The organism is Brevundimonas sanguinis, assembly GCF_029636725.1.
In the GTDB taxonomy this organism is placed as follows: Bacteria; Pseudomonadota; Alphaproteobacteria; order Caulobacterales; family Caulobacteraceae; genus Brevundimonas; species Brevundimonas sanguinis.
Genome location: NZ_CP116770.1, coordinates 577,534 through 603,548 on the forward strand (window position 1 = coordinate 577,534; position 26,015 = coordinate 603,548).

The window sequence follows — 26,015 nt, forward strand, 5'->3', positions numbered from 1 at the left end:
GAGCGGCGCGAGGCTTGCTTCGCTGAAGCGTGATTCGCCTCTGGCGGCCTGCGGCGGGTTTTTCGCCAGCTCAGAATCTCTTGCTCGCTCGCGCCGTGTTTTCTTCGGGTATCGCACCGGGACTCATTGATCCGTCCGGGATTATCGCGCTGCCGCCCGGTTTACATTCGGTCCAGCTTGCCGCCCAATCCCCCATTGGGCGACGCTTGTCCGCGCGCCTGGCTCTCGAGGGGAGCCGTGACGCTTATTGGGGGTTGAGGATGAAGAAACTGCTTGTCGCCGCAGTGTCGGCGCTGGCTCTGGCTGGGCCGGTCATGGCCCAGGACGCGGCGCCGGCCGGGGCGCGCTCGGACGCGGCGCGTGAGCGCGGCGAGGCGGCCATTCCGCCGCCCGTGATGTCCGAGACCCGCCACACCGGCGTCTTCGGCGGGCAGCGCATCGCCTATCGCGCCATCGCCGGCGAGACCTATCTGAAGGACAAGGACGGCAAGCCGCTCGCGGCCATGGTCTCCTACAGCTACATCAAGGAAGGCCCGAAGGATCCGAACCGTCCGGTCACCTTCCTGTGGAACGGCGGCCCCGGCTCGGGCTCGCTGTGGCTGCACATGGGCGCCTTCGGGCCCAAGCGCGTGGTCGTGCCCTCGGACGCCAAGGATGACGGCGCGGCGCCGTTTCCGATCATCGACAACCCCGAGTCCCTGCTGGACGTCACCGACATCGTCTTCATCGACCCGATCGGCACCGGCTTCAGCCGCGCCCTGGGCAAGACCGATCCGGCCGACTACTGGGGCGTGACCAAGGACGCCAAGTCGATCGCCGAGTTCATCCGCATGTGGCTGAACACGCATGAGCGCTGGAACGCGCCCAAGTTCATCGGCGGCGAAAGCTATGGCACCACCCGTTCGGCCGCCGTCATCAATGAACTGGAAGGCAGCTACACCGACGTTTCGATCAACGGCATCCTGCTGATCTCGTCGATCCTGGACTTCAGCCTGGCCGCCGATGCGCAGGGCAACGAGCTGGGCTTCGTCACCAATCTGCCGTCGATGGCGGCCACGGCCTGGTATCACGACAAGGTGCCGAACAAGCCCGCCACGGTGGAGGAGTTCGTCGCCGAGGCCCGGGCCTGGGCCATCGGCCCCTACGCCACGGCCCTGCTGAAAGGCAACGACCTGACGGCGGAAGAGCGGGCGGCCATCCTGCCGCAGCTGTCGCGCTACACCGGCGTGTCCCAGGCCTATCTGAGCAACGCCAACCTGCGCCTGTCGCCCAGCCGCTTCTACAAGGAGCTGCTGCGGGATCGCGGCCTGACCATCGGCCGTCTGGACACCCGCTACACCGGCGTCGACTACGACAACGCCGGCGACCGCCCCGACAACGACCCCAGCTTCTACGGCATCGACGGCGCCTATACCGCCGCCATGAACGCCTGGGCGCGCGAAGGGCTGAAGTATTCGCCTGACGTGGTCTATTCCTCGATCGGCGGCACCCGCAACTGGGACTGGAACCTGCCGACCGCCGGGCGCGGCGGCGCCGAGTATCTGAACGTGGCCCCCTATATCGGCCGCGCCCTGCGCGAGAACAGCGCCCTGCGCGTCTGGGTGGGGCAGGGCTACTACGACTTCGCCACGCCCTTCTTCGGCGCCGAATATTCGCTGAACCGTCCGGGCTTCCCGACCGACGGCCGCATCGAGTGGCACTACTACCACTCGGGCCACATGATGTACGTGCGTGAAGACGACCTGAAGAAGCTGTCCAGCGACATCCGCTCCTTCATCCGCGCGCGCTAACCCAGCGTCCGCCAAGGCAGAAGACGCCGCCCGTTCCTGATGCAGGGACGGGCGGCGTTTTTTGTCGGCTCCCGAGCGGAAGCTCCAGGGCCTGTGGGCCTTGCGGTCTGATCTTGGGCCCCTTGCGCGTCAGCGTCGTGGCGCAAAGCCGCGCGCCGTGCTACGCGCGCCGGACCATGACGACGCCCCCTATCGAACGCATCCGCAATTTCTCGGTGGTCGCCCACATCGACCACGGCAAGTCGACCCTGTCCGACCGCCTGATCCAGTTCACGGGCGGCCTGACCGCGCGCGAAATGTCCGAGCAGGTGCTCGACAACATGGACATCGAGAAGGAGCGCGGCATCACCATCAAGGCGCAGACCGTGCGCCTGAACTACAAGGCCAAGGACGGGCACGACTACGTCCTGAACCTGATGGATACGCCGGGCCACGTCGACTTCGCCTATGAGGTGTCGCGCTCTCTGGCGGCCTGTGAAGGCTCGATCCTGGTGGTGGACGCCTCGCAAGGGGTCGAGGCCCAGACGCTGGCCAACGTCTATCAGGCCATCGACAACAACCATGAGATCGTCCCGGTCCTGAACAAGATCGACCTGCCCGCCGCCGAGCCGGAGCGGGTCAAGGCCCAGATCGAGGACGTCATCGGCCTGGACGCCTCGGACGCCATCGAATGCTCGGCCAAGTCGGGTCTGGGCATCGAAGACGTGCTGGAAGGCATCGTCGCGCGCCTGCCGGCGCCCAAGGGCGACATCAACGCTCCGCTGAAGGCCATGCTGGTCGACGCCTGGTACGACCCCTACCTGGGCGTGGTGCTGCTGGTACGCGTGTTCGACGGCGTGCTGAAGGCGGGGATGCGCGTCAAGATGATGCAGACCGGCTCGACCCATCTGGTCGATCGCGTCGGCGTCTTCCTGCCCAAGAACACGCCCGTCGAGCAGCTTGGCCCCGGCGAGGTCGGCTTCATCACCGCCCAGATCAAGGAAGTCGCCCACGCCGCCGTCGGCGACACCATCACCGACGAGAAGAAGCCGACCGCCGAAGCCCTGAAGGGCTTTAAGGAAGTCCAGTCGGTGGTTTTCTGCGGCCTGTTTCCGGTCGACGCCGCCGACTTCGAGGACCTGCGCGCCGCCATCGGCAAGCTGCGCCTGAACGACGCCAGCTTCACCTATGAGATGGAGAGCTCGGCCGCCCTGGGCTTCGGCTTCCGTTGCGGCTTCCTGGGCCTGCTGCACCTGGAGATCATTCAGGAGCGCCTGAGCCGCGAGTTCAACCTCGATCTGATCGCGACGGCGCCGTCGGTCGTCTACAAGATCGGCCTGCGCGACGGGACCGAGATCGACCTGCACAACCCGGCCGACCTGCCGGACGTCATGCAGATCGAGACCATCAGCGAGCCGTGGATCAAGGCCACCATCCTGACCCCCGACGAATACCTCGGCGGCGTGATCAAGCTGTGTCAGGACCGTCGCGGCAGCCAGATCGAGCTGTCCTACGTCGGCAGCCGCGCCCTGGTGGTCTACGAGCTGCCGCTGAACGAAGTGGTGTTCGACTTCTACGACCGGCTGAAGTCCATCTCGAAGGGCTACGCCTCGTTCGACTATGAGATCACCGACTACAAGGTCGGCGACCTGGTGAAGATGTCGATCCTGGTCAACGCCGAGCCGGTGGACGCCCTGTCGATGCTGGTGCACCGCGCCCGCGCCGAGACGCGCGGCCGCGGCATGGTCGAGAAGATGAAGGAGCTGATCCCTCCGCACATGTTCACCATCCCGATCCAGGCGGCCATCGGCGGCAAGATCATCGCCCGCGAGACGGTGCGCGCCCTGCGCAAGGACGTGACGTCCAAGTGCTACGGCGGCGACGCCACCCGCAAGAAGAAGCTGCTGGAGAAGCAGAAGGCGGGCAAGAAGCGGATGCGCCAGTTCGGCAAGGTCGAGATCCCGCAGGAAGCCTTCATCGCCGCCCTGAAGATGGACGAGGACTGACGGCCGAGCCCGCCCTCTTCATCCCTGTTCGCACAAGGATGATGCCGGGGCGGGTTTGATCCAAGGCAAAGTCATCCCCCTCGGGGTGACGCTGCGATGCGGATCGCTTACATCTCTCGCCAAGGGAGAAACGATATGACGCGATCCAACGCGCCCGCCTATCAGAGCGGCTTCGCCAATCACTTCGCTACGGAGGCCGTGGACGGCGCCCTGCCGGTCGGGCGCAACTCGCCGCAGCGCCCGGCGCTGGGCCTTTATGCCGAACAGCTGTCGGGCACCGCCTTCACCGCGCCGCGCGACCACAATCTGCGCAGCTGGCTGTATCGCCTGCGGCCCTCGGCCCAGCACGGGCCGTATCAGCCGTTCGCGCAGGGCCGGGTGCGGTCCGGCCCCTTCACCGAGACGCCGCCCAATCCCAACCGGATGCGTTGGGACCCGCTGCCCATGCCGGATCAGCCGACCGACTGGGTCGAGGGGCTGACCACCTATGGCGGCAACGGTTGCGCCGATTCCGGCACGGGGGTGGGCGTTCACCTCTATGTCGCCAACCGCTCGATGGTTGACCGGGTCTTCTACTCGGCCGACGGCGAACTGCTGATCGTGCCGCAGCAGGGGACGCAGCGTTTCGTCACCGAGATGGGTCTCATCGAGGCGGCGCCGGGCCACATCGTCGTCATTCCGCGCGGCGTGCGTTTCCGCGTCGAGGTGGACGGTGAGGCGCGCGGCTATGTCTGCGAGAACTACGGCGCGCCCTTCCGCCTGCCGGACCTGGGCCCCATCGGCTCCAACGGCCTGGCCAATCCGCGCGACTTCGAGACGCCCGTCGCCTGGTTCGAGGACGTGGACCGCCCGACGCAGTGCGTTCAGAAATACGGCGGCCAGCTGTGGGCCACGACCTTCGATCACAGTCCGCTGGACGTGGTCGCCTGGCACGGCAACTACGCCCCCTGCCGCTATGACACGGCGCGGTTCAACACCATCGGCACGGTCAGCTTCGACCACCCGGACCCGTCGATCTTCACCGTCCTGACCTCGCCCAGCGACACGCCCGGCACGGCCAACTGCGACTTCGTCATCTTCCCGCCGCGCTGGATGGTGGCCGAGGACACCTTCCGTCCGCCGTGGTTCCACCGCAACGTCATGAGCGAGTTCATGGGGCTGATCTTCGGCGAGTATGACGCCAAGGCCGGCGGCTTCGCGCCGGGCGGCGCTTCCTTGCACAACCGCATGAGCGGCCACGGCCCCGACCAGGCCAGCTGGGACGGCGCGACCAAGGCGGACCTCAAGCCGCACAAGATCGAGAACACCCTGGCCTTCATGTTCGAGACCCGGATGCCGATCCGCACCACCCAGTGGGCTGAACAGACTCCGCTGATGCAGCTCGATTACGACGACTGCTGGACCGGGTTCCAGAAGGGCGCGGCCGGCTGAGGCCTGCCGGGCCAGCCTGAACTTTAGGCGCGAAAAAGCCCCCATCGCCAGCGCGGTGGGGGCTTGATCATTCTGGACCGTCTTTTAGTTCGACGGGGCCGGCGGATTGGTGCTCGGCGAGGTGTTCGGCGTATTCTCGGTGGTCATGCCGCCGTCGGCGTTGCCCGCTTGTTGCTCGATGCGGTCGGCCTCGGCGTTCAGGGCGCGCTCTTCGGCTTCATTCGGCGTGGCGGCGGCCTGAGCTTCCAGGGCGTCGGCCTTCTGTTCCGCAGCCCGGTCGGCGGCGCTTTCGCCGCAGGCGGCCAGGCCGGCGAAGGCGGCGATGGAGACGGCGGTCAGAACGAGTTTACGCATGGTGTTCCTCCAAAGGTTGAGGCCCGAGTAACGCGTCGTCCTCACATTCGGTTCACGCCTCCGTGATCATTTTTATCGCTCTTGTGCGAGCGCCACGCGCGCGGCCCCCAGCAGGGCGGCGTGTTCGTGCAGGATCACCTTCGTTGGGATGGCGGCCATATAGTCCTGGAACCGCCCCTTGCGCTCGAACCGGCGACGGAAGGGACTGGCCTGAATGAAGGGCAGGATGCGCGGGACGATGCCCCCGGCGATATAGACCCCGCCGCGCGCGCCGGTGGTCAGGGCGATGTCCCCCGCCACGGCCCCCAGCATGGCGCAGAAGCGGGCCAGGGTGGCGCCGCACGGGCTGTTCGGATCGTCCAGCGCCTGGGCGGTGATCTGGGCGGGGTCGTCGATATGGGTCTCGCGGCCGTCGATCTCGGCCAGGGCGCGATGCAGGTTCAGCAGGCCGGGCCCGCAGATCAGCCGCTCGATCGACACCCGTTCATAGCGGCGACGCAGGATGCGCAGAACCTCGTCCTCGACCGCGTCGCCGGGGGCGAAGCAGGCGTGCCCGCCTTCGCTGGCCAGGGCGGTCTGCCGCCCCTGGGCGTCGCGCGCCAGGGCCGATACGCCGAAACCCGTGCCGGGTCCGACCACGGCGAGAGTCGCGTGCGGATCGCCTTCTTCCGGCCCGCCCAGGGGCGCCAGCCGATCCGGCGGCACGACCGGCGCGCCCCAGGCCTGGGCCTCGAAATCGTTGATCAGCCGCACCGGATCGAGGCCCAGCGTCTGCAGCTCCTGCTCCGACACCCGCCAGGTCGAGTTGGTCATGTCGATGGCGCCCTGCGCGACCGGCCCCGCCACGGCGATCACCCCGCCGCTGGGCCGAACCTCGCACCCGTCCAGATAGGCGGCGACGCCCTCCAGAAAGGTCGGGTAGGTGCGGGCGGGAAAGCTGTCGAAATGCTCCAGCACCGTGCGGCCCTCGACGGTGCGGGCCAGGGCGAACCGGGCGTTGGTGCCGCCGACGTCGCCGACCAGAAGCGGGGCAGAGGTCATGCTTTCCTGCGTCATGCGTCCACCGCGCGATCGACCAGGTTCGGATCGGGCGGGCCGTCGTCATGGCCGTTGGCGCCGATGGGGGCGCTGAAACAGACGCTGGCGCCTTGCTCGGCCGTCGACACCGCCTGGCGGAAGGCGCCGAACAACTCGCGCCCATAGCCCCAGGACGAGCCCTCTGCATGGACGCGTGAGCGGGCGGCCGCAGGACGAGCCTTCAGGTCGCCGGCGCCGACCGTGGTCAGCACCCCCGCCTCGGGATCCAGCTGGATCACGTCGCCGTCGCGCACATGGGCCAGAGGCCCGCCCGCCAGCGCCTCGGGGCTGACATGGATGGCGGCGGGCGTCTTGCCGCTGGCGCCCGACATGCGGCCGTCGGTGACGAAGGCGACCTTGAAGCCCTTGTCCTGCAGCACGCTGAGCGCGGGCGACAGGCTGTGCAGTTCGGGCATGCCGTTGGCCTTGGGGCCCTGGAAGCGCAGCACCACCACCACGTCCCGGTCCAGCTTGCCGTCCTTGAAGGCCTGAAGCGCGTCTTCCTGCGTCTCGAACACGGCGGCGGGGGCCTCGACGATGCGGTTCTCAGGCTTGACCGCCGAGATCTTGATCACCGCCCGGCCGAGGTCGCCCTGCACCAGCCGCAAACCCCCCTCGCGGTCGAACGGGTCCGAGGCGGGCCGCAGGGTGGTCAGGTCCAGGCTCTCCTTCACCGTGTCGCGCCAGACCAGTTCGCCGTCCTCCAGCCGAGGCTCCTTGAAATAGGCCTCCAGCCCCTGGCCCATAATGGTCGTCACGTCGGGATGCAGATTGCCCGCCTCGACCAGCTCGCGGGTGACGAAGGCCACCCCGCCCGCCGCCTGAAAGGCGTTCACATCGGCCGAGCCGTTCGGATAGACCCGCGCCAGCAGCGGCGTGACCGACGACAGCTGGTCCATGTCGGTCCAGTCGATCAGCACCCCCGCAGACCGGGCCATGGCCACAAGGTGGATGGCGTGATTGGTCGACCCGCCGGTGGCCAGCAGGGCGACGATCATGTTGACGATGGTCTTTTCCGACACGACGTCGGCCATCCGGCCGCGCCCCTCGCGCGCCAGCTCGATCGCCCGCTTCGCCGCCGCCGCCGTCAGGGCGTCGCGCAGGCCGGTGTCCGGGTGGACGAAGGCCGTCGACGGCATATGCAGTCCGGCGACCTCCATCATCATCTGATTGGAGTTGGCCGTGCCGTAGAAGGTGCAGGTGCCGGAAGAGTGGTAGCTGGCGATCTCGCTCTTCAGCAGTTCGGCGCGGTCGATCAGCCCTTGCGCGTATTCAGCCCGAACGCGGGCCTTCTCGGCGTTGGGGATGCCGCTGGGCATCGGCCCGGCCGGGGCGAAGACGACGGGCAGATGGCCGAACGCCAGCGCCCCCATGAACAGGCCCGGCACGATCTTGTCGCACACCCCCAGCATCAGGGCCGCGTCGAAGGCGTCGTGGGTCAGCGCCACCCCCGTCGACATGGCGATGACGTCGCGGCTGAACAGGCTCAGCTCCATGCCGGGGCGCCCCTGGGTGACGCCGTCGCACATGGCCGGGGTTCCGCCCGCGACCTGAGCCGTCGCGCCCGCCTCGCGCGCGGCCTGGCGGATGATCCCGGGGAAGCGCTCGAACGGCTGATGCGCCGACAGCATGTCGTTATAGGCGGTGACGACGCCGAGGTTCGGCTGGGCGCCGGTCATCGCCGTCAGCTTGTCGGCCACGGTCTGGCCGGCGAAGGCGTGGGCCCAGTTGGCGCACGACAGCTTGGCCCGGCCCGGCGCTGTGCCTGTCGCGGCGTCCATGCGGCGCAGATAGTCGGCGCGGGTCTGTCGGCTGCGTTCGACGATACGGGCGGTGACCTCGGCCACCACAGGATTGAGCGCCATCACTCGGCCTCCGTCCAGAGCACTTTAAGGGGAGCGTTCGCCGCGATCAGGGCGGCGATGGGGTTGACGGCCGGATCGCCTGCCGCCTCACGCTCGAATACGGCGCGCTTGTTCGCGCCCGTCAGCGCCAGCACCACGCATCGAGACCCGGCCAGCCACGGCAGGTTGAGCGTCAGCCGCTCCTGCGGCGGCGCCGCGCCGTCGCGCCCGGCCGGCACGCCATAGACGGCCGGCTTCAGCCCCGGCGTCAGCAGGGTGGTCAGCGTCGGACTGCCGGGGAACATCGAACAGATATGCCCGTCCTCGCCCATGCCCAGCAGGACGGCGTCCAGCGCCCGCCCTTCGGCCGCCAGCGCCTGAGAGGCGAGGGCGGCCGCCCGATCCACCGTCACGGCGGGGCTATAGAGCGGGACGAACCGCGCGCCTGCGGCGGGGCCGGTCAGCAGCGCGCGCTTCAGCAGGGCCGCGTTCGAATCCGGCGAGGCCTCGGGCACATAGCGCTCATCCACCAGCGTCGCCGTGACCCTGGCCCAGTCGAGATCTGCCTGCGCCAACCGCGCATAGATGGGCGAGGGGGTCGACCCGCCTGACCCCGCGAACAGGGCGCGCCCGTCGGCCGCAAGCGCCTCCGCCAGCGCTTCGGCCAGCCGGTCTGCGGCGGCCTCGGCCCAGGCCTGGCGGGTGGGAAAGTTCCGGATCATGCCGTCACGCTCCTTCTCCGCTCGGGGGAGAAGGTGGGCCGCAGCGCGGCTCGGATGAGGGGGACGTTAGCCCCACACTCCGCCGTCTTGCGTGATAACACAGCCCCCTCATCCGTCCTGCTTCGCAGGCCACCTTCTCCCTCGAAGGGAGAAGGAGAGAAGTTGAGCTTCTTCATCGCACGTTCCACTTCCGCCCAGTGCGCGACAGCAGCAGGTCCGCCGCCTCCGGCCCCCAGCTTCCCGCGTCATAGTCCAGCGGCCGACACTCCCGGCACGACCAGGCGTCCGCCACCTCGTCCACCCATTTCCACGCCTGCTCGGCTTCATCTCGGCGCACAAACAGGGTGGAGTCGCCGTGCAGGGCGTCCAGCAGCAGCCGCTCATAGGCGATGCGGCGACGCGGAGCCGCGCCGTCCTTCCCATCCTGCCCCCACGACAGGCTCATCTGGATCGGCTGAAGCTGCATCCGCTGCTCCAGCCCCGGCTTCTTGTTCATCACCGACAGGGAGATGTCCTCGTCCGGCTGCAGCTCGATCACCAGCCGGTTGTCGTAGATGGCCCCCCGCTCTCCGTGGCCGAAGATGGAGTGGGGCACCGGCTTGAACTGGATGACGATCTCGGTGCGTTTCTCGGCCAGCCGCTTGCCGGTGCGCATGAAGAAGGGCACGCCGGCCCAGCGCCAGTTGTCGATATCGGCGCGCAGGGCGACGAAGGTCTCCGTGTCCGACGGCTGGCCGCGCTCGGCTTCATAGCTCTCGACCGACCGGCCCTCGATATCTCCAGCCCTATACTGGCCGCGCACCGTCACACGCTCGGCGTCCTCGGCCATGATGGGGCGAAGCGAGCGCAGCACCTTCACCTTCTCATTGCGCACCGAGTCGGGGTCCAGGTCGCTGGGCGGCTCCATCGCCACCAGACACAGCAGTTGCAGCATATGGTTCTGCACCATGTCCCGCAGGGCGCCGTATTCGTCGTAATAGGGCCAGCGGTCGCCGACGCCGACCGTCTCTCCGACCGTGATCTGCACATGGTCGATGGTCAGATTGTTCCACAGCGGCTCGAAGATGGCGTTGCCGAAACGCAAGGCGATCAGGTTCTGCACCGTCTCCTTGCCCAGGTAGTGGTCGATGCGGAACACCTGCCGCTCGTCAAAGGCGTGGGCCACGGCGTCGTCGATTTCGCGGAAGCTCTCCAGATCGCGCCCGACCGGCTTTTCCAGCACGATGCGGTCGTCGGGCCCGGCCAGACCGGCCGTTTTCATGGCCGTGACGATGCGGCCGTACAGCGACGGCGACACCGCCAGAAAAGCCGTGATCGCGCCCTCGCCGGCGCGGGCCTTCAGCGGCTTCAGGCTGTCGGCGTCGGTGGCGTCTACGGCCATGTATTCCAGCCGCTCAGTCAATCGCCGCCAGCTGTCTTCGCTCCAGGCGTTGTCGGCTTCGGCGCGCGGCTGCACCGCCTCGCGCACCTTTTTTAGATAGGCCTCGGTCGTCTCTTCGGTGCGCGCGGCGGCGATGATCTTCAGCCCGTCCGGCAGCAGGCCGTCGTGATCGAGGAAGTACAGCGACGGCAGCAGCATCCGCAGGGCGAGGTCGCCCCCGCCTCCGAACAGTATCAGCGCCGCCATTCAGGTCTCCTTCGCTTCAGGCCGACCCGCACAGCGGGCCGTCAGCCTTGATCTTCAGCCGGTTCCGCCCGCCGGGTCAGAACGTCCAGCACGTCCTGGAACACCATGTCACGGGCGTGCAGAAGCACCAGCAGGTGATAGATCAAATCCGCCGCCTCGCTGGCGAGTTCCGCATTATCTCCCGCCGCCCCGGCCAGAGCCGTCTCGACGCCCTCTTCGCCGACCTTCTGGGCGGCGCGTTTGGGGCCTTGCGCGATCAGCCGCGCGGTCCAGCTGTCGTTGGGATCGGCCTGCGCGCGGACATGGATGGTGCGCTCCAGCCGCCCGATGCGGCCCAGGCCGGGCGCGTCCTCCTCGCCGAAGCAGCTGATGCGGTTCAGATGGCAGGCGTTGCCGACCGGGCGCACCTTCACCACCACGGCGTCGCCGTCGCAATCAGGCGTCACCGAGACGACGTTGAGGAAGTCGCCCGACGTCTCGCCCTTCCTCCACCGCCCGCCGCGCGAGCGCGAGAAGAAGGTGGCCTGCCCGCTGTCCAGCGTCTCGCGCAGCGCCGCCGCGTCCATATAGGCCAGCGTCAGCACCTGCAGCGTGTCGGCGTCCTGCACCACGGCGGGTATCAGGCCGTTTCCTTTGGCGAAGTCGATCTGGGAAATGTCGAACGTCGTCATATCCTCACCTCCACGCCTTGCGCGTCCAGGTAACGCTTGAGATCGGGAATCGAGATCGCGCCCGAGTGGAAAACGCTCGCCGCCAGCGCGCCCGACACGTCCGCCTCCACGAACACGTCCCTGAAATGCTCCACCGCCCCGGCCCCGCCCGAGGCCACCAGCGGAATGGTCAGCCGCCTGCGCGCCTCGGCCAGCTGAGCCACGTCATAGCCTTTGCGCACCCCGTCCTGATCAATGCAGTTCAGCACGATCTCGCCCGCGCCCAGCCCCTGCGCCTCGACGATCCAGTCCATGGTCAGTCGCCCCGCCCCGCGCCGCGCGTTTGGATCGCCGGTGTATTGATGCACCCGCCATTCGCCGTCCTGAAAGGCGCTGTCGACCCCGACGACGACGCACTGGCGCCCTAGTCGCTGGGCCAGCTCGCCGATCAGTTCGGGCCGCTCCAGCGCGGGGGAGTTGATCGACACCTTGTCCGCCCCGTGGTCGAGACAGCGCGCCGCCTGCTCGACGTTACGGATGCCGCCGGCGACGCAGAAGGGAATGTCCAGCAGCCGGGCGATGTCCTGCACCCAGCCATAGTCCAGCGTGCGTCCTTCGGGGCTGGCGGTGATGTCGTAAAAGACCAGTTCGTCGGCGCCCTGATCGCGATAGCGCGCGGCCAGTTCGGCGGCGTCGCCCATGTCGACGTGGCCCTCGAACCGCACGCCCTTGACCACCCGTCCGTCCTTGACGTCCAGGCAGGGGATGATGCGCCGGGCGGTCATCGGACCGCCCCTATGCAGAAATGGGCGGTCATCCCGCGACGGCCCTCAGCGCCTCGGCCACGGTGAAGCGGCCGGTATAAAGGGCGCGGCCGGTGATGGCCCCCGCGCAGCCGATGGCCTTGGCCGCCCTCAGATCGTCCAGGTCGGCCACCCCGCCCGAGGCCTGGATCTCCAGCTCAGGCCGACGGCGAACGGCTTCGGACAGAAGGTCCTGGTTCAGGCCCGTCAGGGCGCCGTCGCGACCGACGTCGGTAATCAGGATGTGGCGCAGCAGCCCCGCCGGATAGCGCTCCAGCACGCTCCACAGATCCACGCCGGACGACTGGGTCCAGCCCTTCAGCGCGGGCACCGGCAGGCCGTCCTCGTAGCGGACGTCCAGGGCCAGGGCGATGGCTTCGGGGCCGAACTGCTCCAGCCACTTCAGCACCAGATCCGTATCGGTGACGGCCAGCGAGCCGACGACGACGCGGCTGATCCCGGCCCCCAGCAGGTGTTCGATATCCTTTTCCGAGCGGACGCCGCCGCCGGACTGGACCTTGATATCCACGGCCCGGGCCATGTCGCCGATCAGCGCATACTGACGCGCCTCGCCCGCCTGCGCCCCGTCCAGGTCGATGACGTGGATCCACTCGGCCCCTTCGGCCGTGAAGGCCGCCAGCCGGTTGGCGGGATGGGAATCGTAACGGGTCACGTGATTGAAATCGCCGTGCAGCAGGCGAACCGCATGGCCGTCGATCAGGTCAATGGCGGGATAGATGATCACGCGGGCAACTCCAGGAAGTTCTTCAGAATACGCGCTCCGGCGGCCGCCGAGCGTTCGGGGTGGAACTGGCAGCCCCAGCGGTTGGCGCTGTTGACCACCGCGGGCACGGGCAGGCCGTAGTCGGCTGCGGCGATGGTGGCGGGTCCGTCAGGGCAGACATAGCCGTGGACGAAATAGGCCCAGTCGCCGTCCTCGATCCCTTCCAGCAGCGGATCAGGCCGACGGAGGCTCAGCCGGCTCCAGCCCATGTGGGGCGAAGGACGCGACGGCGCGGGCGCGATCGCCCCCACCCGGCCGGGGATCAGGCCCAGCAGGTCGGCGCCGCCGTCCTCGGCGCTGGTCTCGAACAAGAGCTGCTGACCCAGACAGACGCCCAGCAGCGGGCGAGGAAAAGCGCGCAAGGCCTCGACCAGACCCAGCGCCTTCAGTCGCTGCATGGCGTAGCCTGCCGCGCCGACGCCGGGCAGGATGACGCGCTCCGCCTCGTCCATATCGGCCGGATCGTCGGTGATCCGCACCCGCGCGCCCAGCCGCTCCAGCGCGAACCGCACCGAGGCGACATTGCCCGCCCCATAACCGATCAGGGTGACGTTCATCGCCCTTCTCCTCCGCCGTATTTCCCTTCTCCCCTCGGGGGAGAAGGTGGGCGCCGGAGGCACTCGGATGAGGGGGCTGCGTCCGCAGGCGACAGGGCGGAGGGTGACGTCGACGTCCCCCTCATCCGTCTCGCTCCGCGAGCCACCTTCTCCCCCGAGGGGAGAAGGAAAGCGGCGGCCGCCATCACAGCACCCCCTTGGTGCTGGGCACGGCGTCGCCCTCGACCCGGATCGCCTGACGCAGGGCGCGGCCCAGGGCCTTGTACACGGCCTCGGTCTTGTGGTGGTCGTCGTCGCCGGTGACACGGACGTGGACCGCCGCGCCCAGATTCTCGGCCAGAGACCGCACGACGTGGGCCGTCAGGTCGGTGCGATAGCCGCCCAGCATCGGCGTGGCGAACGTCCCCTCGAACACCGGATAGGGCCGCCCCGACAGGTCGATGGAGACCGACGCCTCGGCCTCGTCCATCGGCAGGACGAAGCCGTAGCGGCCGATGCCGCGCCGCTCGCCCAGCGCCTGTTTCAGCGCCTGGCCCAGGGCGATGGCGCAGTCCTCGATGGTGTGGTGCGGATCGATGTGCAGGTCGCCTTCGCACGCCAGACGGATCGAGAACCCGCCGTGCGCCGCCACCTGTTCGATCATGTGGTCGAAGAAGCCGACGCCGGTTTCGATTGTCACCGGCCCGGCGCTGTCCAGATCGACGGCGCAGACGATGCGCGTCTCCTTGGTGTCGCGGATAGCCTGACCGGTGCGGTTGCGCCGCGCGCCGGGGGCGGCGGCGCCGAGCGCTGTCAGCAGGCGGTCGTTGACCTCGCGCTTCAGCGAGACGGGCAGCCGCAGCCGCTCGCCGGCCAGATCGGCGCGCAATCCGTAGCGGCGCAGGGCCTCGAGCGCGCCCTCCGGATCGGAGGGTCTGGCGACGATCACCGGTCCCACGCCGGCCTCCAGCGCCATGATGCGCGAAAGGGCCTCGGCGACGCGGGCGCGCTCGCGGCGCACGGCGCTGATGCGTTCGGCCGTCTCCATCATCCGCGACGGGTCCAGCGCCTGCATCGCCAGCCGCACCGAGACCTCGGGCAGGGCGTAGGGCTCCAGCGCCTCAGCCAGCCGCGCCAGCGTCTGCGCCTGCGCGAGCGCGGCCCCGACCCGCGCCCCGGCCAGGCCATAGGCCAGCGACAGGCTGCGCAGCACGATCAGATTGGCGTGGTCGTTGACCACCGCCGCAGCGGACGGCGCCTCGGCGAACTCGACCATCCCTTCATCGACGACCAGCAGGGCGGGAGCGATGCGCTCGGCCATCTCGGCTGCGGCCTCGGGCGAGCTGAGGGCGCGGATGACCACGGCGGCGGTCCCGGCGTCAGCAGCCGGGCGGGCGTAGAGGGCGGCCAGTTGCGCATAGGGCTCGGCGTCGGGCGCCTGCACCTTCAGCCCGTCGCGCGCGGCCAGGCGCCAGACTAGCTCCAGCCCGTGCGTCAGCCCGCGCGTCGGCAGCGCCTGATCGGCGTCGACGCCATAGAGCGCGGCCATGCGGGCCGCCAGCGCAGCGGGCTCCCCCGGATAGCGCTCGAGGCCGTCGCCGCCCGAGACGAGCGGCGGATAGGGGGCGGGCAAGCTCATGACCCTTCTCCCCTCGTGGGAGAAGGTGGGCGCCGAAGGCGCTCGGATGAGGGGGCTGTGTCCACGCGCGAGACGGATGAGGGCGAAGCCAACGTCCCCCTCATCCGACCTGCTCCGCAGGCCGCCTTCTCCCTCAAGGGGAGAAGGAAGAAATCGTTGGTCATCCCGCGCTCCTCAGATCGGCCGCCCGGGCGTGGGCCTCCAGCCCCTCCAGCCGCGCCAGGGCGGCGGCGACGGGGGCCAGCGCTGCGGCGCCTTGTTCGGTGACGGTCTGCACCGACATCGCAGTCATGAAGCTGGCGGTGGTGACGCCGCCCAGCGTCCGCGCCGCGCCGTCGGTCGGCAGGACATGGCTGGGTCCGGCGGCGTAGTCGCCCAGCGTCTCGGCCGCCCACCGGCCGACGAAGACGGCCCCGGCGGCGGTGATCTTGTCGACCAGGGCTTCCGCATCCTCCACCTGGATCGACAGGTGCTCGGGACCGTAGAGGTTCGCGACCGCGCACGCCTCGGCCATGTCGCGCACCCGGATGGCGCGGGCCTCGGCCAGCGACGCGCGGGCGATGGAGGCGCGCGGCAGGCTTTCGACCTGTCGTTCGACCTCGGCGATGATCTCGCTCAGGGCCGTGCCGCTGTCGGACACCAGGATCACCTGGGCGTCGGCGTCATGCTCGGCCTGGCTGAGCAGGTCGGCCGCGACGATCTCGAAATCGGCGTCGCGGTCGGCGATGACCAGCAGTTCCGACGGACCCGCCGGCAGATCCTGCGCCGGGCCGCCGGGCAGGGAGGCGGCGTAGCGCTTGGCCTCGGCGACATAGGCGTTGCCGGGACCGAACAGCTTGTCGACCGGCGCGATGACGCCGTCCTCCAGTTCGGCGCCGAAGGTCAGGGCGGCGATGGCCTGCGCCCCGCCCAGCAGCCACAGCTCGTCCAGCCCCGCCTCGGCGGCGGCGGCGATCATGGCGGGGTGGACCGAGCCGTCCTTGGACGGCGGGGTGACGGCGACGCGCCGCCCCACGCCGGCCACGCCCGCCGGTATGGCCAGCATCAGCAGCGATGAGAACAGAGGCGCCGTCCCGCCCGGAACATAGAGGCCCGCCGAGCCGATCGGCCGCCAGACCAGCTTGGACTTCACGCCGGGCGTGGTCTCGATGAAGGCCGTGTCCTCGGGCTTCGTCGCCTGATGAAAGACGCGCACATTGTCGGCGGCGACGCGCAGAGCGCGGGCGGCGGCGGGCGGCAGGTCGCGGCGCGCCTTGGTAGCGGCGGCTTCCGTGATTTCGATGCGGCGCGGCGCGGCGCCGTCCAGACGCGTGGCCCAGTCGGTCACGGCCTCGCCGCCGCGCGCCTGCACGTCGTCGAAGATCTCGCGCACCACGCTGGCGACAAAGCTCTCGGTGCGGCGCTGCGGGCGGGCCAGGGCGGCCTTGCGTCCGTCGGCGTCCAGTTGGTTCCAGTCGATACGCTTCATCACATCATCTTCTCGATGGGCAGGACCAGGATGGCCGACGCCCCTTCGGCCTTCAGTTTCTCCAGCGTCTCCCAGAAGACGGCCTCCTGGCAGACGGCGTGGACAGCCACGGCGTCGTCGCGCCCCGACAGGGGCATGACCGTCGGCGACCCTGCGCCGGGCAACAGGGCGGTGATCCGATCCAGCGCCGCGCGCGGGGCGTTCAGCATCACGTATTTGGCGCCCTGAGAGGACACCACGCCGGCCATCCGCTCGACGATGGAGTCCAGCAGGTGTTGAAGCCCCGCCTCGGGCGGCGTCGGCGCCTTGATCAGCACCGCCTGACTGTCCAGCACGGTGTCGCGCGCCATAAGCCCGTTGGCCTCCAGCGTCGCCCCGGTCGAGACCAGATCGCAGATGGCGGCGGCCAGCTTCAACCGCGGGGCCACCTCGACGGCGCCGCGCATGGTGACGATGTCGGCGTCCACCCCCGCCTCATCCAGAAAACGACGCAGAATCTTCGGGTATGAGGTGGCGATCCTTAAGCCCTGCAGCGACGACGGCCCGGCGTAGTCCAGCGCCGGCGGCGTCGCGATCTTCAGCGTGCAGCGGCCGAAGCCCAGCGGCATGACGACCTCGGCATTCGGCCCGCCGTTCTTCACTTCCTCCAGCACGTTCTCGCCGACGATGCCTAAGTCGCAGACCCCGTCCGCCACGAAGGTCGGAATGTCGTCGTCGCGCACCCGCAGCAGGTCGATCGGATAGTTCTCGATCCGATACAGCAGGTCGTTGTTGCCCTTGACCACGCGCAGGCCCGCATCGCGGACCAGGTCGAGGCTGCGTTCGGCCAGGCGGCCGGATTTCTGGACGGCGATGCGCAGCCGCCCCTGAACCGTGCTCATGATGTCGTCTCAGGCTTTCAGTCTGTCCAGCACCAGCCGATAGCCCTGGTGCGGCATGTCCTTCAGGGAGCGCGCGACCCGCACGACAGTGGTCGGGCTGGCCGGCGCCTCGGCGGCGATCTCGCGATAGGTCTTGTCCCCGGCGTCCAGCATCCGCGCCACCTGCCACCGCTCGGCCATGGCGCGCAGCTCGGCCGGGGTGCACAGGTCGGCCAGAAAGGCGTCCGCCTCCTCCCGCGTCTTCAGCGAGAGCAGGGCGTCCAGCAGGGCGGTCTTGGCGGCGTCGGTGCTCATGGCGCGTTCCATTATGCTGTAACAATGGAACGGTCAAGGGGGAAAAGTTGACCTCCGTCTTTCCTCCCCATGACAATGGGGAGGGGGACCACGAAGTGGTGGAGGGGCCATGCCGCCGACCGTCGAAGCCTATCGTCGTGCGGCAGGAATGCGTCGCTCCCTGACGCCGCCCGAGGCGCGGCTGTGGGCCTGCCTCAAAGCCGGCGGCCTGGAAGGTTTGAAGTTCAGGCGTCAGCATCCCATCGGCCCTTACATCGTCGACTTCTACTGTCCTGCGTCCCGTTTGGCGGTTGAAGTTGACGGCGCAACTCACGACGACCCGGACCAGATCGCCCACGATGCGCGGCGAACCGCATGGTTGAAAGCGCAGGGGATTGAGGTTCTGCGCATCCGGGCCACGGATGTTCGGGATCATCCTGATGGCGTTCTGGCCGTGATCCTGCTTCACGCAACGGGGCGGTAGAGAGCCCCTCCACCACTTCGTGGTCCCCCTCCCCATTGTCATGGGGAGGAAAAGCCTGACCGCCACTCGCCACTCGCCGCTCGCCGCTCTATCTGTCCGCCATGACCAAGGTTCTGATCATCGGCGCGGGACACGCGGGGGGCTCGGCGGCGGCGCTGCTGAGGCAGTATGGCTTCGAGGGCGAGATCGTCCTGGCGGGGCAGGAGAGCGCGCCGCCCTATCAGCGACCGCCCCTGTCGAAAGCCTGGCTGAAAGACGAGGCGGGTCTGGAAGACCTGCTGCTGCGCCCCGAGAGCTTCTACGCTGAGCAGAACATCGACTTGCGCACCGGCGTCACGGCGACCGCCATCGACGCGGGCGGCAAGACCGTGACCTTCGCTGACGGGACGGTCGAAGCTTACGACGTGCTGATCCTGGCCACCGGCTCGACGGCGCGCAAGCTGGCCATCCCCGGCGCGGATCGGCCGGACCTGCTGGAGCTGCGCACGCTGGAGGACGCCGAGCGGCTGAAGGCGGTTCTGGCGCCGGGCAAGAAGCTGGCGGTGGTCGGGGGCGGCTATGTCGGGCTGGAGGCGGCGGCCTCGGCTCGCGCCCTGGGCGCCGAGGCGGTGGTGATCGAACGCATGGACCGGGTGCTGGCGCGCGTAGCCTCTCAGCCCCTGTCGGCCTTCTTCACCGACCTGCACAAGACGCACGGCGTCGAGATCCTGACCGGCGTGGAGGTCGCGGGGTTCGAGGATGCGGGCGTGCGGCTGGCGGATGGGACGCTGATCGCGGCGGATGCGGTGCTGGTCGGCGTCGGCGCCTTCGCCTGCGAGGCTCTGGCGCGCACGGCGGGACTGACGTGCGAAAACGGCGTAGTGGTGGATGAGACCGCCCGCACGCGCGACCCGCACATCTACGCTATCGGCGACGTGACGCGGCGGCCCATCCCGGTGCACGGCGGCGTCATGCACCGGCTGGAGAGCGTGCCCAACGCCCTGGAACAGGCCAAGCAGGCGGCCAGCGCCATCGTCGGCCGCGCCGCCCCGGCGCCGGAAGTGCCCTGGTTCTGGTCCGACCAGTTCGACGTCAAGCTGCAGATCGCCGGCGTGCCCTTCGACGCCGACCGACAACTGGTGCGCGGCGATCCGGCCAGCGGCGCCTTCTCCGTCTTCCATCTGGCGGGGGAGCGGATCGTGGCGGTGGAGGCGGTCAACGCCCCCGCCGACTTCATGGGCGGACGGCTGCTGATTGGTAAGGCGGCGCCGGTCGACGACGCCTTGCTGGCCGACCCGGCGGTGTCGATCAAGGCGGTGGCCAAGCCCCAGGTGTGACCTGCGTGTGACACTCGCTTCGCAATTGAGATTTAGTCGCAAGAGTCAGATTGTCGCACCCGGAAAAGGTGCTAATGCGAGCCGGTCTCAATAATAGATCGGTTCCTCCCCCATGTCCGACGTCCGCCCCGACGCTCGCCCTGACGCCCGCTCCGCCGCTCTCAAGGCGCTTCTGTTCGCGTCCAGCGCCGCCGGCATGTTGTGCGCCGCCCCCGCGATGGCGACGGTCGCCGATGAGGCTGCGCCCTCGGACGGCGTGATCAGCCAGGACGCGACCCACCTGGGCACGGTGGACGTGCACGGCCACCGCGTGAAGCGCGAGCCGAAGGACCCGCAGTTCGTCGCCCCCCTGGTCGACACCCCGCGCACGGTGACGGTGATCCCGCAGCAGATCATCGAACAGACGGCCGCCACCTCGCTTCAAGACATCCTGCGCACCTCGCCGGGCATCACCTTCGGCGCGGGCGAGGGCGGCCAGCCGCTGGCCGACCGGCCGTTCATCCGGGGCCAAGCCTCGGGCAACAACATCTTCGTCGACGGCGTGCGCGACACCGGCGGCCAGCAGCGCGAGGTCTTCAACCTGGAGCAGGTCGAGGTCATCAAGGGCGCCGATTCCGTCTATTCGGGACGCGGCTCGGGCGGCGGCAGCATCAATCTGTCGTCCAAGGCGCCGCGCCTGACCAACTTCGTCAACGGCTCGGTCGGGGCCGGTACGGACGACTATCTGCGCGGCACGGCGGACGCCAACTGGCAGGTCGGGCCGACCGCCGCCATGCGCCTGAACCTCATGGCCTCGCAAGGCGACGTGCCGGGCCGCAACGGGGCGGATTTCGACAAATGGGGCGTCGGGGCGTCGATCGCGGCGGGTCTGGGCACGCCGACGACCGTCACCGCCAGCTACTACCACCTCGACAGCAATCAGCTGCCTGACTACGGCGTCCCGCTCTACACCAAGCTGGGCGGGGCGACGGCGCCGCGTCCGGACGCCTCGGGCGTGCTGGACGTCCCCTCCGACAGCTTTTACGGCCTGAAGGCGCGCGACTATCTGAACAATACGGTCGACAGCCTGACGCTGGAGGTCGAGCACCGCTTCAGCGACAATCTGGCCCTGCGCAACGTCACCCGCTACTCGCAGACGCTGAACGACTATGTCGTCACCAACCCCGGCGACGGCGGCGCGGCCCAGCTGGTCGACGGCGTCTGGTGGATGAAGCGGGGCCTGAAGTCGCGCTGGAACCCGGCCGAGACCCTGGCCAACGTCACCGACCTGCACGGGTCCTTCCTGACCGGTTCGATCAAGCACGACTTCGACGTCGGCGTGGAGGTGTCGCGCGAGAAGAACCGCAACGCCTCCTATACGGTCACGACCCTGACCGGCGCCGCCTGCCCGGCGCCGCTGACGGGGCTGGACTGCACCCCCGTCTATGCGCCCAATCCGAACGACCCGTGGACGGGCACGAAGACGCGCGGTCTGGTCAGCCGGGCCGACACCGATTCCGTGGGCGTCTACGCCTTCGACGCCATTCACCTGAGCGACCGGCTGATCGTGAATCTGGGCCTGCGCTGGGACGACTATTCGGTCGAGGGGCTGAACGCCTCGGGCACGGTGACGGCGCCGGTCTATACCGCCACGCGCGGCGACTGGGACTTCGTCAACTATCAGCTCGGCCTGGTCTATAAGCCGACGGCGAACAGCAGCGTCTACGCCGCCTGGTCGACGGCCTCGACGCCGCCGACCATCTCGGCCGGGGATCAGAACACGGGCACGACCAACGGCAGCGCCAACTTCGTCGCCACCGTTCTCGACCCTGAGGAGACCGAGAGCTTCGAGATCGGCGCCAAGGCCAATCTGTTCGGCGACCGTCTGGCGTTCAGCGGCGCCCTGTTCCACCTGACCCGCAAGAACGCCGCCATTCTGGTGGCGCCGGACCGCTATGAGCAGGCGGGCGAGGCCAGGGTGCAGGGTCTGGAGCTGGGCGTCTCGGGCAACATCACCGACAACTGGCAGGTGTTCGGCGGCTACACCTGGATGGACTCCGAGCTGGTGCGCGGCGCCTACAACAGCATCAACGTCGGCGATCCCCTGGCCAATACGCCCGAGCACAGCGCCAGCCTGTTCACCACCTACCGCGTCCTGCCGAAGCTCAGTCTGGGCGGCGGCGTCTACTACGTGTCCAAATCCTGGGGCGGCAACCAGGGCGGAGCCGGCGGCGGGGCCAACCGCGTCTATGCGCCGGAATACACCCGGTTCGACCTGTTCGCCGCCTACGACATCAACGAGCGCGCCTCGCTGCAGCTGAACGTCCAGAACGCCGGGGATGAGGACTACATCATCCGCACCAACGGCGTGCACCACGCCGACGTCGCCCCGGCGCGCCAGGCGATCCTGACGCTGAACGTCCGCTACTAAGAGGCCGCGTTTCACGCCATCCTGTCGGCCCCGCGCTTTCACAAGTCGCGGGGCCGATATGTCTCCAGACGGTGAGAGAGCCATGCTGCTGCACATCCCCGACGTCTTCACCAAGGCCGAGGTGAAGGCGCTGCGCCGGACCCTGGACGCCGGTCCCTGGGCCGACGGCAACATGACCTCGGGCCATCAGTCGGCGACGGCCAAGAAGAACCAGCAACTGCCCGAGGACAGCCCCCAGGCGCGCGAGGTTTCGGCCCTGGTGGTCCAGGCGCTGAACGCCAATCCGATGTTCGTCTCGGCCGCCCTGCCGCACACGATCTTTCCGCCCCTGTTCAATCGCTATGAGGGCGGCGGCGAGTTCGGCACCCACGTCGACAACGCCATCCGACAGCGGGGCGAGCACCGCATCCGCAGCGACCTGTCGGCCACCCTCTTCCTCTCCGAGCCCGAGGACTATGACGGCGGCGAACTGATCATCGAGGAGATGTACGGCACCCAGTCGATCAAGCTGCCGGCGGGCGACCTGGTCCTGTATCCGTCCAAGAGCCTGCACCGGGTGACGCCGGTCACGCGCGGCGCCCGCGTCTCCAGCTTCATGTGGCTGCAGAGCCTGATCCGCGACGACGCCGACCGCGAAAGCCTGTTCCGCCTCGACGTGGCGATTCAGCGCGTGAACCTGGACAAGGGGCCCAAGGATGCGGCCGTGATCGAACTGACCGGCGTCTATCACAACCTGCTGCGCCGCTGGTCGGAGGTGTGACGCCTCGGCGCGCTCAGGCCGCCTTCGCCGCCTCGCCGCGCGACAGCGCCAGCCGGATCGCGTTCAGCAGGGCGTCGGGCTGGATCGGCTTCTGCACCACCCCGTCCATCCCCGCCGCCAGATAGGCCGCTTCGTCGCGCGGATCGGCGTTGGCGGTGAGGGCCAGGATGGGCAGGGCGGCGGCGGGGCAGGGCTGGGCGCGGATCGCCCGCGTCGCCGCCACCCCGTCCATCACCGGCATCTTCACATCCATCAGGATCAGGTCGAACGGCGCGGCGGCCGCGCGCTCGACCGCCTGGCGCCCGTTCTCGGCGGTCTCATGGGTGCAGCCGAACAGCTCCAGCACCTTGCCGGCGACGAAGCGGTTGGCGGCGTGGTCGTCCACCACCAGCACGTGCAGCGTCTCATGCAGCGTCGGCGACGCCTGACGATCCTCGGCGCGGCGGGCGTCGCGCTCCGCCAGCGGCAGATGCAGTTCGAAGCCGAAGCGCGCCCCGCCCTGCGGCGAACGCTCCACGGTCAGCGCGCCGTACATCCGCTCCACGATCTGGCGGCAGATGGCCAGGCCCAGCCCGGCGCCGGCGCCCTGCCGTCCCGCCTCGCCGGTGTTGAAGGGCTCGAAAATGGCGCGCGCCGCCTCGTCGCTGACGCCGGGGCCGCTGTCGTCGACGGTCGCGGACAGCCGCACTCGTCCATCATCCAGCGCCGTCGCCAGCCGCACCGCGACCGATCCGGCCTCGGTGAACTTCAGTGCGTTGCCGATCAGATTGTTCAATAGCTGTTTGAGCCGCATCTCATCGCCGACGACCCATCGCGCGGCCGTCAGCTCCGCCTCGACCTGCAGCTCCAGCGCCTTCTCCTCGGCGCGCGGGCTCCACAGGGCCGACAGGTCTGCGGCCACCGACTGCAGGTCCAGCGGCGCGGGCTCCAGCGTCAACATCCCCGCCTCGGCCCGCGACATATCCAGCGCGTCGGTTAGCAGCCGCAGCAGGCTGGCGCCCGAATCGAGGATGGTGCGGACGTGGGGCCGCAGGTCGTCCTGCGTCAACTGCCGCTCCATCAGGGCGGCGACCCCCAGAACGCCGTTCAGGGGCGTGCGGATCTCGTGGCTCATCACGGCCAGGAATTCGGACTTGGCCCGGCTGGAGGCACGGGCCTCGGCCTCGGCCCTCACCAGGTCCTGGGCCAGATCAGCCATGGCCTCGGCGCGGCGTTTGTGGATGGCCACCCCGGCCTGGAGCACGTGCAGGCCCGCCCCCACGCCGACGTAACGGCCGCGCGAGACGACGATAAAGCCTTTCAACAGCGCCCCCAGCCCGGCCGCGTCCATCGACTGGAACAGCAGGTCGGCCGAGGCGTCGGCCTCCACCACCATCGGCGCCGCGTCCATCAGCGCCGAGATCGGGCGCCGGACATACAGGGCGCGTCCGAACTCGGCCGCCAGCTTCAGGGTGAAGGCGTTGCGCTCGATCAGGCCGACGGGGCGCCCCTCGGCGTCGGCCACGGCGATGACCAGGGTTTCCGGCTCGGCCTCGAACCGGGCCAGAGCCTCTGCGCCCAGGGCGTCGGGCGCCATCGGCGCCGAGGCGTCCACGAAATCTCCTATCCGGGCCATTTCCCAGCCGTCTCCTGCTTCTTGCCGGAGCAGGGTTAGGCGAGGCGGCTTAACAGCCGCTTTGCCGGAAATGAATGTTTTGCAAGGCTAATTTGACGGGTGGTCCGACGGCGGACAGTCAGATCCGCGCCAGCAGCTCGGCCGCAAAGGTCGACAGGCTGTCGTCGCGCGCGCCCATGACCACCACCCGGTCGCCGGGCCGGGCCATGTCCACGATGCGGTCGCCGCAGTCGGCGCGGGTCGCCAGCGCCTGCGCCCGACGTCCCGCCGCGCGCACGCCGGCCGCGATGTCCTCGCTGCCGACGCTGCGGTCGGTGGTGCCGCCGTAATAGACCGGCTCGGGCATCAGCAGCACGTCGTCATGCCGCATCAGCCCGGCGAAGCCCTCGATGAACTCCTGCTTCATCAGCTTCAGCGGGCCGAAGCCGTGCGGCTGGAACAGGATCAGCAGCCGCCCGTCAAAGGCGTGCAGGGTCTTCAGCGTCGCGGCGATCTTGTCCGGGTTGTGCGCGAAGTCGTCGATCACGGTGACGCCGCCCTGCGTTCCGACCACCTCCAGCCGCCGCCGGATGCCGCTGAAGGTCTCCAGCGCCGCGACCGCCTGATCCAGGCCGACGCCCAGCGCCCGAACCGCGCCCAGCGCCGCCAGAGCATTGGCGACATTGTGCGCGCCCGGCACGGTCAGCGTCACCGCTCGCGCCGCCTCGCCGCGCACCCGCAGCTCAAACGCCATGCCGGTCGGCAGGGGCTGAAGGTCGTGCGCCGACAGCTCGGCCTCTTCCTCGCCCAGCGCAAAGGTGATCGCCTTGCCGGGCGCCAGCGTCTGCGCCAGCGCCGCCGTCTCGGGATTGTCCAGGTTCAGCACCGCCGTTGGCGCCCGGCCGACGAAGCCGCCGAATAGCTCACGCAACTCCTCCATCGACTTGTGGTCCAGCGAGATGTTGGAGACCACGGCGACCGTGGGGTCATAGCGGGCGATGGAGCCGTCGCTCTCGTCCACCTCGGCCGCGAACAGATCGGGACCGCCGACCAGGGCGCTGGCGAACGGCTGGTCGGGCGTGGCGAAGTTTTTCATCACCGCCCCGTTGACCACGGTGGGCGCGCGCCCGGCCTGATCCAGGATCCAGGCGATCATGCCGGTAATGGTCGACTTGCCGCTGGTGCCCGCCACGCCGATCGAGGTCGGGGCTGCGTTGAACAGTTCGCTGAGCAGTTGGGGCCGGGTCTTGATGACGGCGCCGACCCGCCTGGCCGCGCCGATGTCGGGCACGGTGTCCTCGACCGCCCCGGTGGCGACGACCACCTGATCCTTGCTGATCACGCCCGATCCGTCCTGTGGGTGAAGGGCGACGCCGTGGGCGCGCAGCCAGTCGAACTTCTCGGGCGTGCGTCCCTGATCCAGCGCCCGGTCGGAGCCTGAGATGCGGCCGCCCTGCGCCTGAACGATCATGGCCAGCGGCATCATGCCGGAGCCGCCGACGCCGCAGAAGAAGTAGTCTTTGTTCATCGGCTTGATTTCAATGCGGGAAACCGGGGAAGGTCCGGCCTGACTAGCACGCAAGACGC

Annotated in this window: 22 protein-coding genes; 7 read left to right on the forward strand and 15 right to left on the reverse strand. The window is 69.1% G+C overall.

Annotated features, from left to right (window positions below; genetic code table 11):
- Window positions 1-260 precede the first annotated feature (260 nt).
- The 3 genes from PIB44_RS02860 to hmgA all read left to right on the forward strand — a co-directional run bounded on the left by PIB44_RS02860 (window position 261) and on the right by hmgA (window position 5,206).
- A complete protein-coding gene (locus PIB44_RS02860; RefSeq protein WP_278070346.1) occupies window positions 261-1,790 on the forward strand; it encodes a S10 family peptidase in 1,530 nt (509 codons plus the stop codon).
- 176 nt (window positions 1,791-1,966) lie between these two features.
- On the forward strand, window positions 1,967-3,775 hold the full coding sequence (gene lepA, locus PIB44_RS02865; protein WP_025976205.1) for a translation elongation factor 4: 1,809 nt from the start codon (window positions 1,967-1,969) through the stop codon (window positions 3,773-3,775).
- A 135-nt stretch (window positions 3,776-3,910) separates the two neighbouring features.
- Entirely contained in the window at window positions 3,911-5,206 is a 1,296-nt protein-coding gene (hmgA, locus tag PIB44_RS02870; protein WP_278070347.1) for a homogentisate 1,2-dioxygenase, read from the forward strand.
- 84 nt (window positions 5,207-5,290) lie between these two features.
- Here hmgA and PIB44_RS02875 read toward each other — a convergent pair whose 3' ends face one another.
- The 13 genes from PIB44_RS02875 to PIB44_RS02935 all read right to left on the reverse strand — a co-directional run bounded on the left by PIB44_RS02875 (window position 5,291) and on the right by PIB44_RS02935 (window position 17,897).
- Window positions 5,291-5,560 (reverse strand): hypothetical protein, encoded by a 270-nt coding sequence (locus tag PIB44_RS02875; RefSeq protein WP_025976207.1) that lies wholly within the window; start codon window positions 5,558-5,560, stop codon window positions 5,291-5,293.
- 72 nt (window positions 5,561-5,632) lie between these two features.
- Window positions 5,633-6,601: a glucokinase gene (gene glk / locus PIB44_RS02880; protein ID WP_278070348.1), complete on the reverse strand. Its 969-nt coding sequence runs from the start codon at window positions 6,599-6,601 to the stop codon at window positions 5,633-5,635.
- Window positions 6,602-6,612: 11 nt separating this feature from the next.
- Window positions 6,613-8,502: a phosphogluconate dehydratase gene (gene edd / locus PIB44_RS02885; RefSeq protein ID WP_278070349.1), complete on the reverse strand. Its 1,890-nt coding sequence runs from the start codon at window positions 8,500-8,502 to the stop codon at window positions 6,613-6,615.
- Window positions 8,502-9,203 (reverse strand): 6-phosphogluconolactonase, encoded by a 702-nt coding sequence (pgl, locus tag PIB44_RS02890; RefSeq protein WP_278070350.1) that lies wholly within the window; start codon window positions 9,201-9,203, stop codon window positions 8,502-8,504. The genes edd and pgl overlap by 1 nt, the downstream gene beginning before the upstream one ends.
- 172 nt (window positions 9,204-9,375) lie before the next feature.
- The gene (gene zwf, locus PIB44_RS02895; RefSeq protein ID WP_278070351.1) at window positions 9,376-10,830 is read right to left on the reverse strand and encodes a glucose-6-phosphate dehydrogenase; all 1,455 of its coding nucleotides are present in this window, start codon (window positions 10,828-10,830) and stop codon (window positions 9,376-9,378) included.
- Window positions 10,831-10,871: 41 nt separating this feature from the next.
- The gene (gene hisIE / locus PIB44_RS02900) at window positions 10,872-11,501 is read right to left on the reverse strand and encodes a bifunctional phosphoribosyl-AMP cyclohydrolase/phosphoribosyl-ATP diphosphatase HisIE (protein ID WP_278070352.1); all 630 of its coding nucleotides are present in this window, start codon (window positions 11,499-11,501) and stop codon (window positions 10,872-10,874) included.
- Entirely contained in the window at window positions 11,498-12,265 is a 768-nt protein-coding gene (hisF, locus tag PIB44_RS02905) for an imidazole glycerol phosphate synthase subunit HisF (RefSeq protein ID WP_278070353.1), read from the reverse strand. The genes hisIE and hisF overlap by 4 nt, the downstream gene beginning before the upstream one ends.
- 28 nt (window positions 12,266-12,293) lie before the next feature.
- Entirely contained in the window at window positions 12,294-13,028 is a 735-nt protein-coding gene (hisA, locus tag PIB44_RS02910) for a 1-(5-phosphoribosyl)-5-[(5-phosphoribosylamino)methylideneamino]imidazole-4-carboxamide isomerase (RefSeq protein WP_278070354.1), read from the reverse strand.
- Window positions 13,025-13,624, reverse strand: a complete 600-nt coding sequence (hisH, locus tag PIB44_RS02915; RefSeq protein WP_278070355.1) for an imidazole glycerol phosphate synthase subunit HisH — start codon at window positions 13,622-13,624, stop codon at window positions 13,025-13,027. The genes hisA and hisH overlap by 4 nt, the downstream gene beginning before the upstream one ends.
- A 184-nt stretch (window positions 13,625-13,808) precedes the next feature.
- Window positions 13,809-15,242 carry an imidazoleglycerol-phosphate dehydratase HisB gene (gene hisB / locus PIB44_RS02920; protein WP_278070356.1) on the reverse strand — a complete coding sequence of 478 codons (1,434 nt, stop codon included), beginning with the start codon at window positions 15,240-15,242 and terminating at the stop codon, window positions 13,809-13,811.
- A 160-nt stretch (window positions 15,243-15,402) separates the two neighbouring features.
- Entirely contained in the window at window positions 15,403-16,710 is a 1,308-nt protein-coding gene (gene hisD / locus PIB44_RS02925; RefSeq protein WP_278070357.1) for a histidinol dehydrogenase, read from the reverse strand.
- Window positions 16,710-17,591 carry an ATP phosphoribosyltransferase gene (gene hisG / locus PIB44_RS02930; protein ID WP_278070358.1) on the reverse strand — a complete coding sequence of 294 codons (882 nt, stop codon included), beginning with the start codon at window positions 17,589-17,591 and terminating at the stop codon, window positions 16,710-16,712. Before hisG ends, hisD begins: the two co-directional genes overlap by 1 nt.
- A gap of 9 nt (window positions 17,592-17,600) precedes the next feature.
- Window positions 17,601-17,897 (reverse strand): YerC/YecD family TrpR-related protein, encoded by a 297-nt coding sequence (locus tag PIB44_RS02935; RefSeq protein ID WP_376787726.1) that lies wholly within the window; start codon window positions 17,895-17,897, stop codon window positions 17,601-17,603.
- 97 nt (window positions 17,898-17,994) lie between these two features.
- Between PIB44_RS02935 and PIB44_RS02940 the strand changes: the two genes are divergently transcribed.
- From PIB44_RS02940 to PIB44_RS02955, 4 genes are all read left to right on the forward strand, one after another.
- Window positions 17,995-18,348: an endonuclease domain-containing protein gene (locus PIB44_RS02940; RefSeq protein WP_134582278.1), complete on the forward strand. Its 354-nt coding sequence runs from the start codon at window positions 17,995-17,997 to the stop codon at window positions 18,346-18,348.
- A gap of 101 nt (window positions 18,349-18,449) precedes the next feature.
- The gene (locus PIB44_RS02945; RefSeq protein WP_278070359.1) at window positions 18,450-19,664 is read left to right on the forward strand and encodes an NAD(P)/FAD-dependent oxidoreductase; all 1,215 of its coding nucleotides are present in this window, start codon (window positions 18,450-18,452) and stop codon (window positions 19,662-19,664) included.
- Between the two features lie 112 nt (window positions 19,665-19,776).
- Window positions 19,777-22,074, forward strand: coding sequence for a TonB-dependent receptor (locus tag PIB44_RS02950; RefSeq protein ID WP_278070360.1), 2,298 nt, complete (start codon window positions 19,777-19,779; stop codon window positions 22,072-22,074).
- An 82-nt stretch (window positions 22,075-22,156) separates the two neighbouring features.
- A complete protein-coding gene (locus PIB44_RS02955) occupies window positions 22,157-22,834 on the forward strand; it encodes a Fe2+-dependent dioxygenase (RefSeq protein WP_278070361.1) in 678 nt (225 codons plus the stop codon).
- A 13-nt stretch (window positions 22,835-22,847) separates the two neighbouring features.
- On the opposite strand, the gene PIB44_RS02960 is transcribed toward PIB44_RS02955, so the two are convergent.
- Window positions 22,848-24,449: a response regulator gene (locus PIB44_RS02960; protein WP_278070362.1), complete on the reverse strand. Its 1,602-nt coding sequence runs from the start codon at window positions 24,447-24,449 to the stop codon at window positions 22,848-22,850.
- Window positions 24,450-24,567: 118 nt separating this feature from the next.
- Window positions 24,568-25,956 (reverse strand): UDP-N-acetylmuramate--L-alanine ligase, encoded by a 1,389-nt coding sequence (locus PIB44_RS02965; protein WP_278070363.1) that lies wholly within the window; start codon window positions 25,954-25,956, stop codon window positions 24,568-24,570.
- Window positions 25,957-26,015 lie beyond the last annotated feature (59 nt).

Coding starts and splice junctions, on each gene's coding strand:
- PIB44_RS02860 (WP_278070346.1), top strand. CDS start 261: ATGAAGAAACTGCTTGTCGCCGCAGTGTCGGCGCTGGCTCTGGCTGGG.
- lepA (WP_025976205.1), top strand. CDS start 1,967: ATGACGACGCCCCCTATCGAACGCATCCGCAATTTCTCGGTGGTCGCC.
- hmgA (WP_278070347.1), top strand. CDS start 3,911: ATGACGCGATCCAACGCGCCCGCCTATCAGAGCGGCTTCGCCAATCAC.
- PIB44_RS02875 (WP_025976207.1), bottom strand. CDS start 5,560: ATGCGTAAACTCGTTCTGACCGCCGTCTCCATCGCCGCCTTCGCCGGC.
- glk (WP_278070348.1), bottom strand. CDS start 6,601: ATGACCTCTGCCCCGCTTCTGGTCGGCGACGTCGGCGGCACCAACGCC.
- edd (WP_278070349.1), bottom strand. CDS start 8,502: ATGGCGCTCAATCCTGTGGTGGCCGAGGTCACCGCCCGTATCGTCGAA.
- pgl (WP_278070350.1), bottom strand. CDS start 9,203: ATGATCCGGAACTTTCCCACCCGCCAGGCCTGGGCCGAGGCCGCCGCA.
- zwf (WP_278070351.1), bottom strand. CDS start 10,830: ATGGCGGCGCTGATACTGTTCGGAGGCGGGGGCGACCTCGCCCTGCGG.
- hisIE (WP_278070352.1), bottom strand. CDS start 11,501: ATGACGACGTTCGACATTTCCCAGATCGACTTCGCCAAAGGAAACGGC.
- hisF (WP_278070353.1), bottom strand. CDS start 12,265: ATGACCGCCCGGCGCATCATCCCCTGCCTGGACGTCAAGGACGGACGG.
- hisH (WP_278070355.1), bottom strand. CDS start 13,624: ATGAACGTCACCCTGATCGGTTATGGGGCGGGCAATGTCGCCTCGGTG.
- hisB (WP_278070356.1), bottom strand. CDS start 15,242: ATGAGCTTGCCCGCCCCCTATCCGCCGCTCGTCTCGGGCGGCGACGGC.
- hisD (WP_278070357.1), bottom strand. CDS start 16,710: ATGAAGCGTATCGACTGGAACCAACTGGACGCCGACGGACGCAAGGCC.
- hisG (WP_278070358.1), bottom strand. CDS start 17,591: ATGAGCACGGTTCAGGGGCGGCTGCGCATCGCCGTCCAGAAATCCGGC.
- PIB44_RS02935 (WP_376787726.1), bottom strand. CDS start 17,897: ATGGAACGCGCCATGAGCACCGACGCCGCCAAGACCGCCCTGCTGGAC.
- PIB44_RS02940 (WP_134582278.1), top strand. CDS start 17,995: ATGCCGCCGACCGTCGAAGCCTATCGTCGTGCGGCAGGAATGCGTCGC.
- PIB44_RS02945 (WP_278070359.1), top strand. CDS start 18,450: ATGACCAAGGTTCTGATCATCGGCGCGGGACACGCGGGGGGCTCGGCG.
- PIB44_RS02950 (WP_278070360.1), top strand. CDS start 19,777: ATGTCCGACGTCCGCCCCGACGCTCGCCCTGACGCCCGCTCCGCCGCT.
- PIB44_RS02955 (WP_278070361.1), top strand. CDS start 22,157: ATGCTGCTGCACATCCCCGACGTCTTCACCAAGGCCGAGGTGAAGGCG.
- PIB44_RS02960 (WP_278070362.1), bottom strand. CDS start 24,449: ATGGCCCGGATAGGAGATTTCGTGGACGCCTCGGCGCCGATGGCGCCC.
- PIB44_RS02965 (WP_278070363.1), bottom strand. CDS start 25,956: ATGAACAAAGACTACTTCTTCTGCGGCGTCGGCGGCTCCGGCATGATG.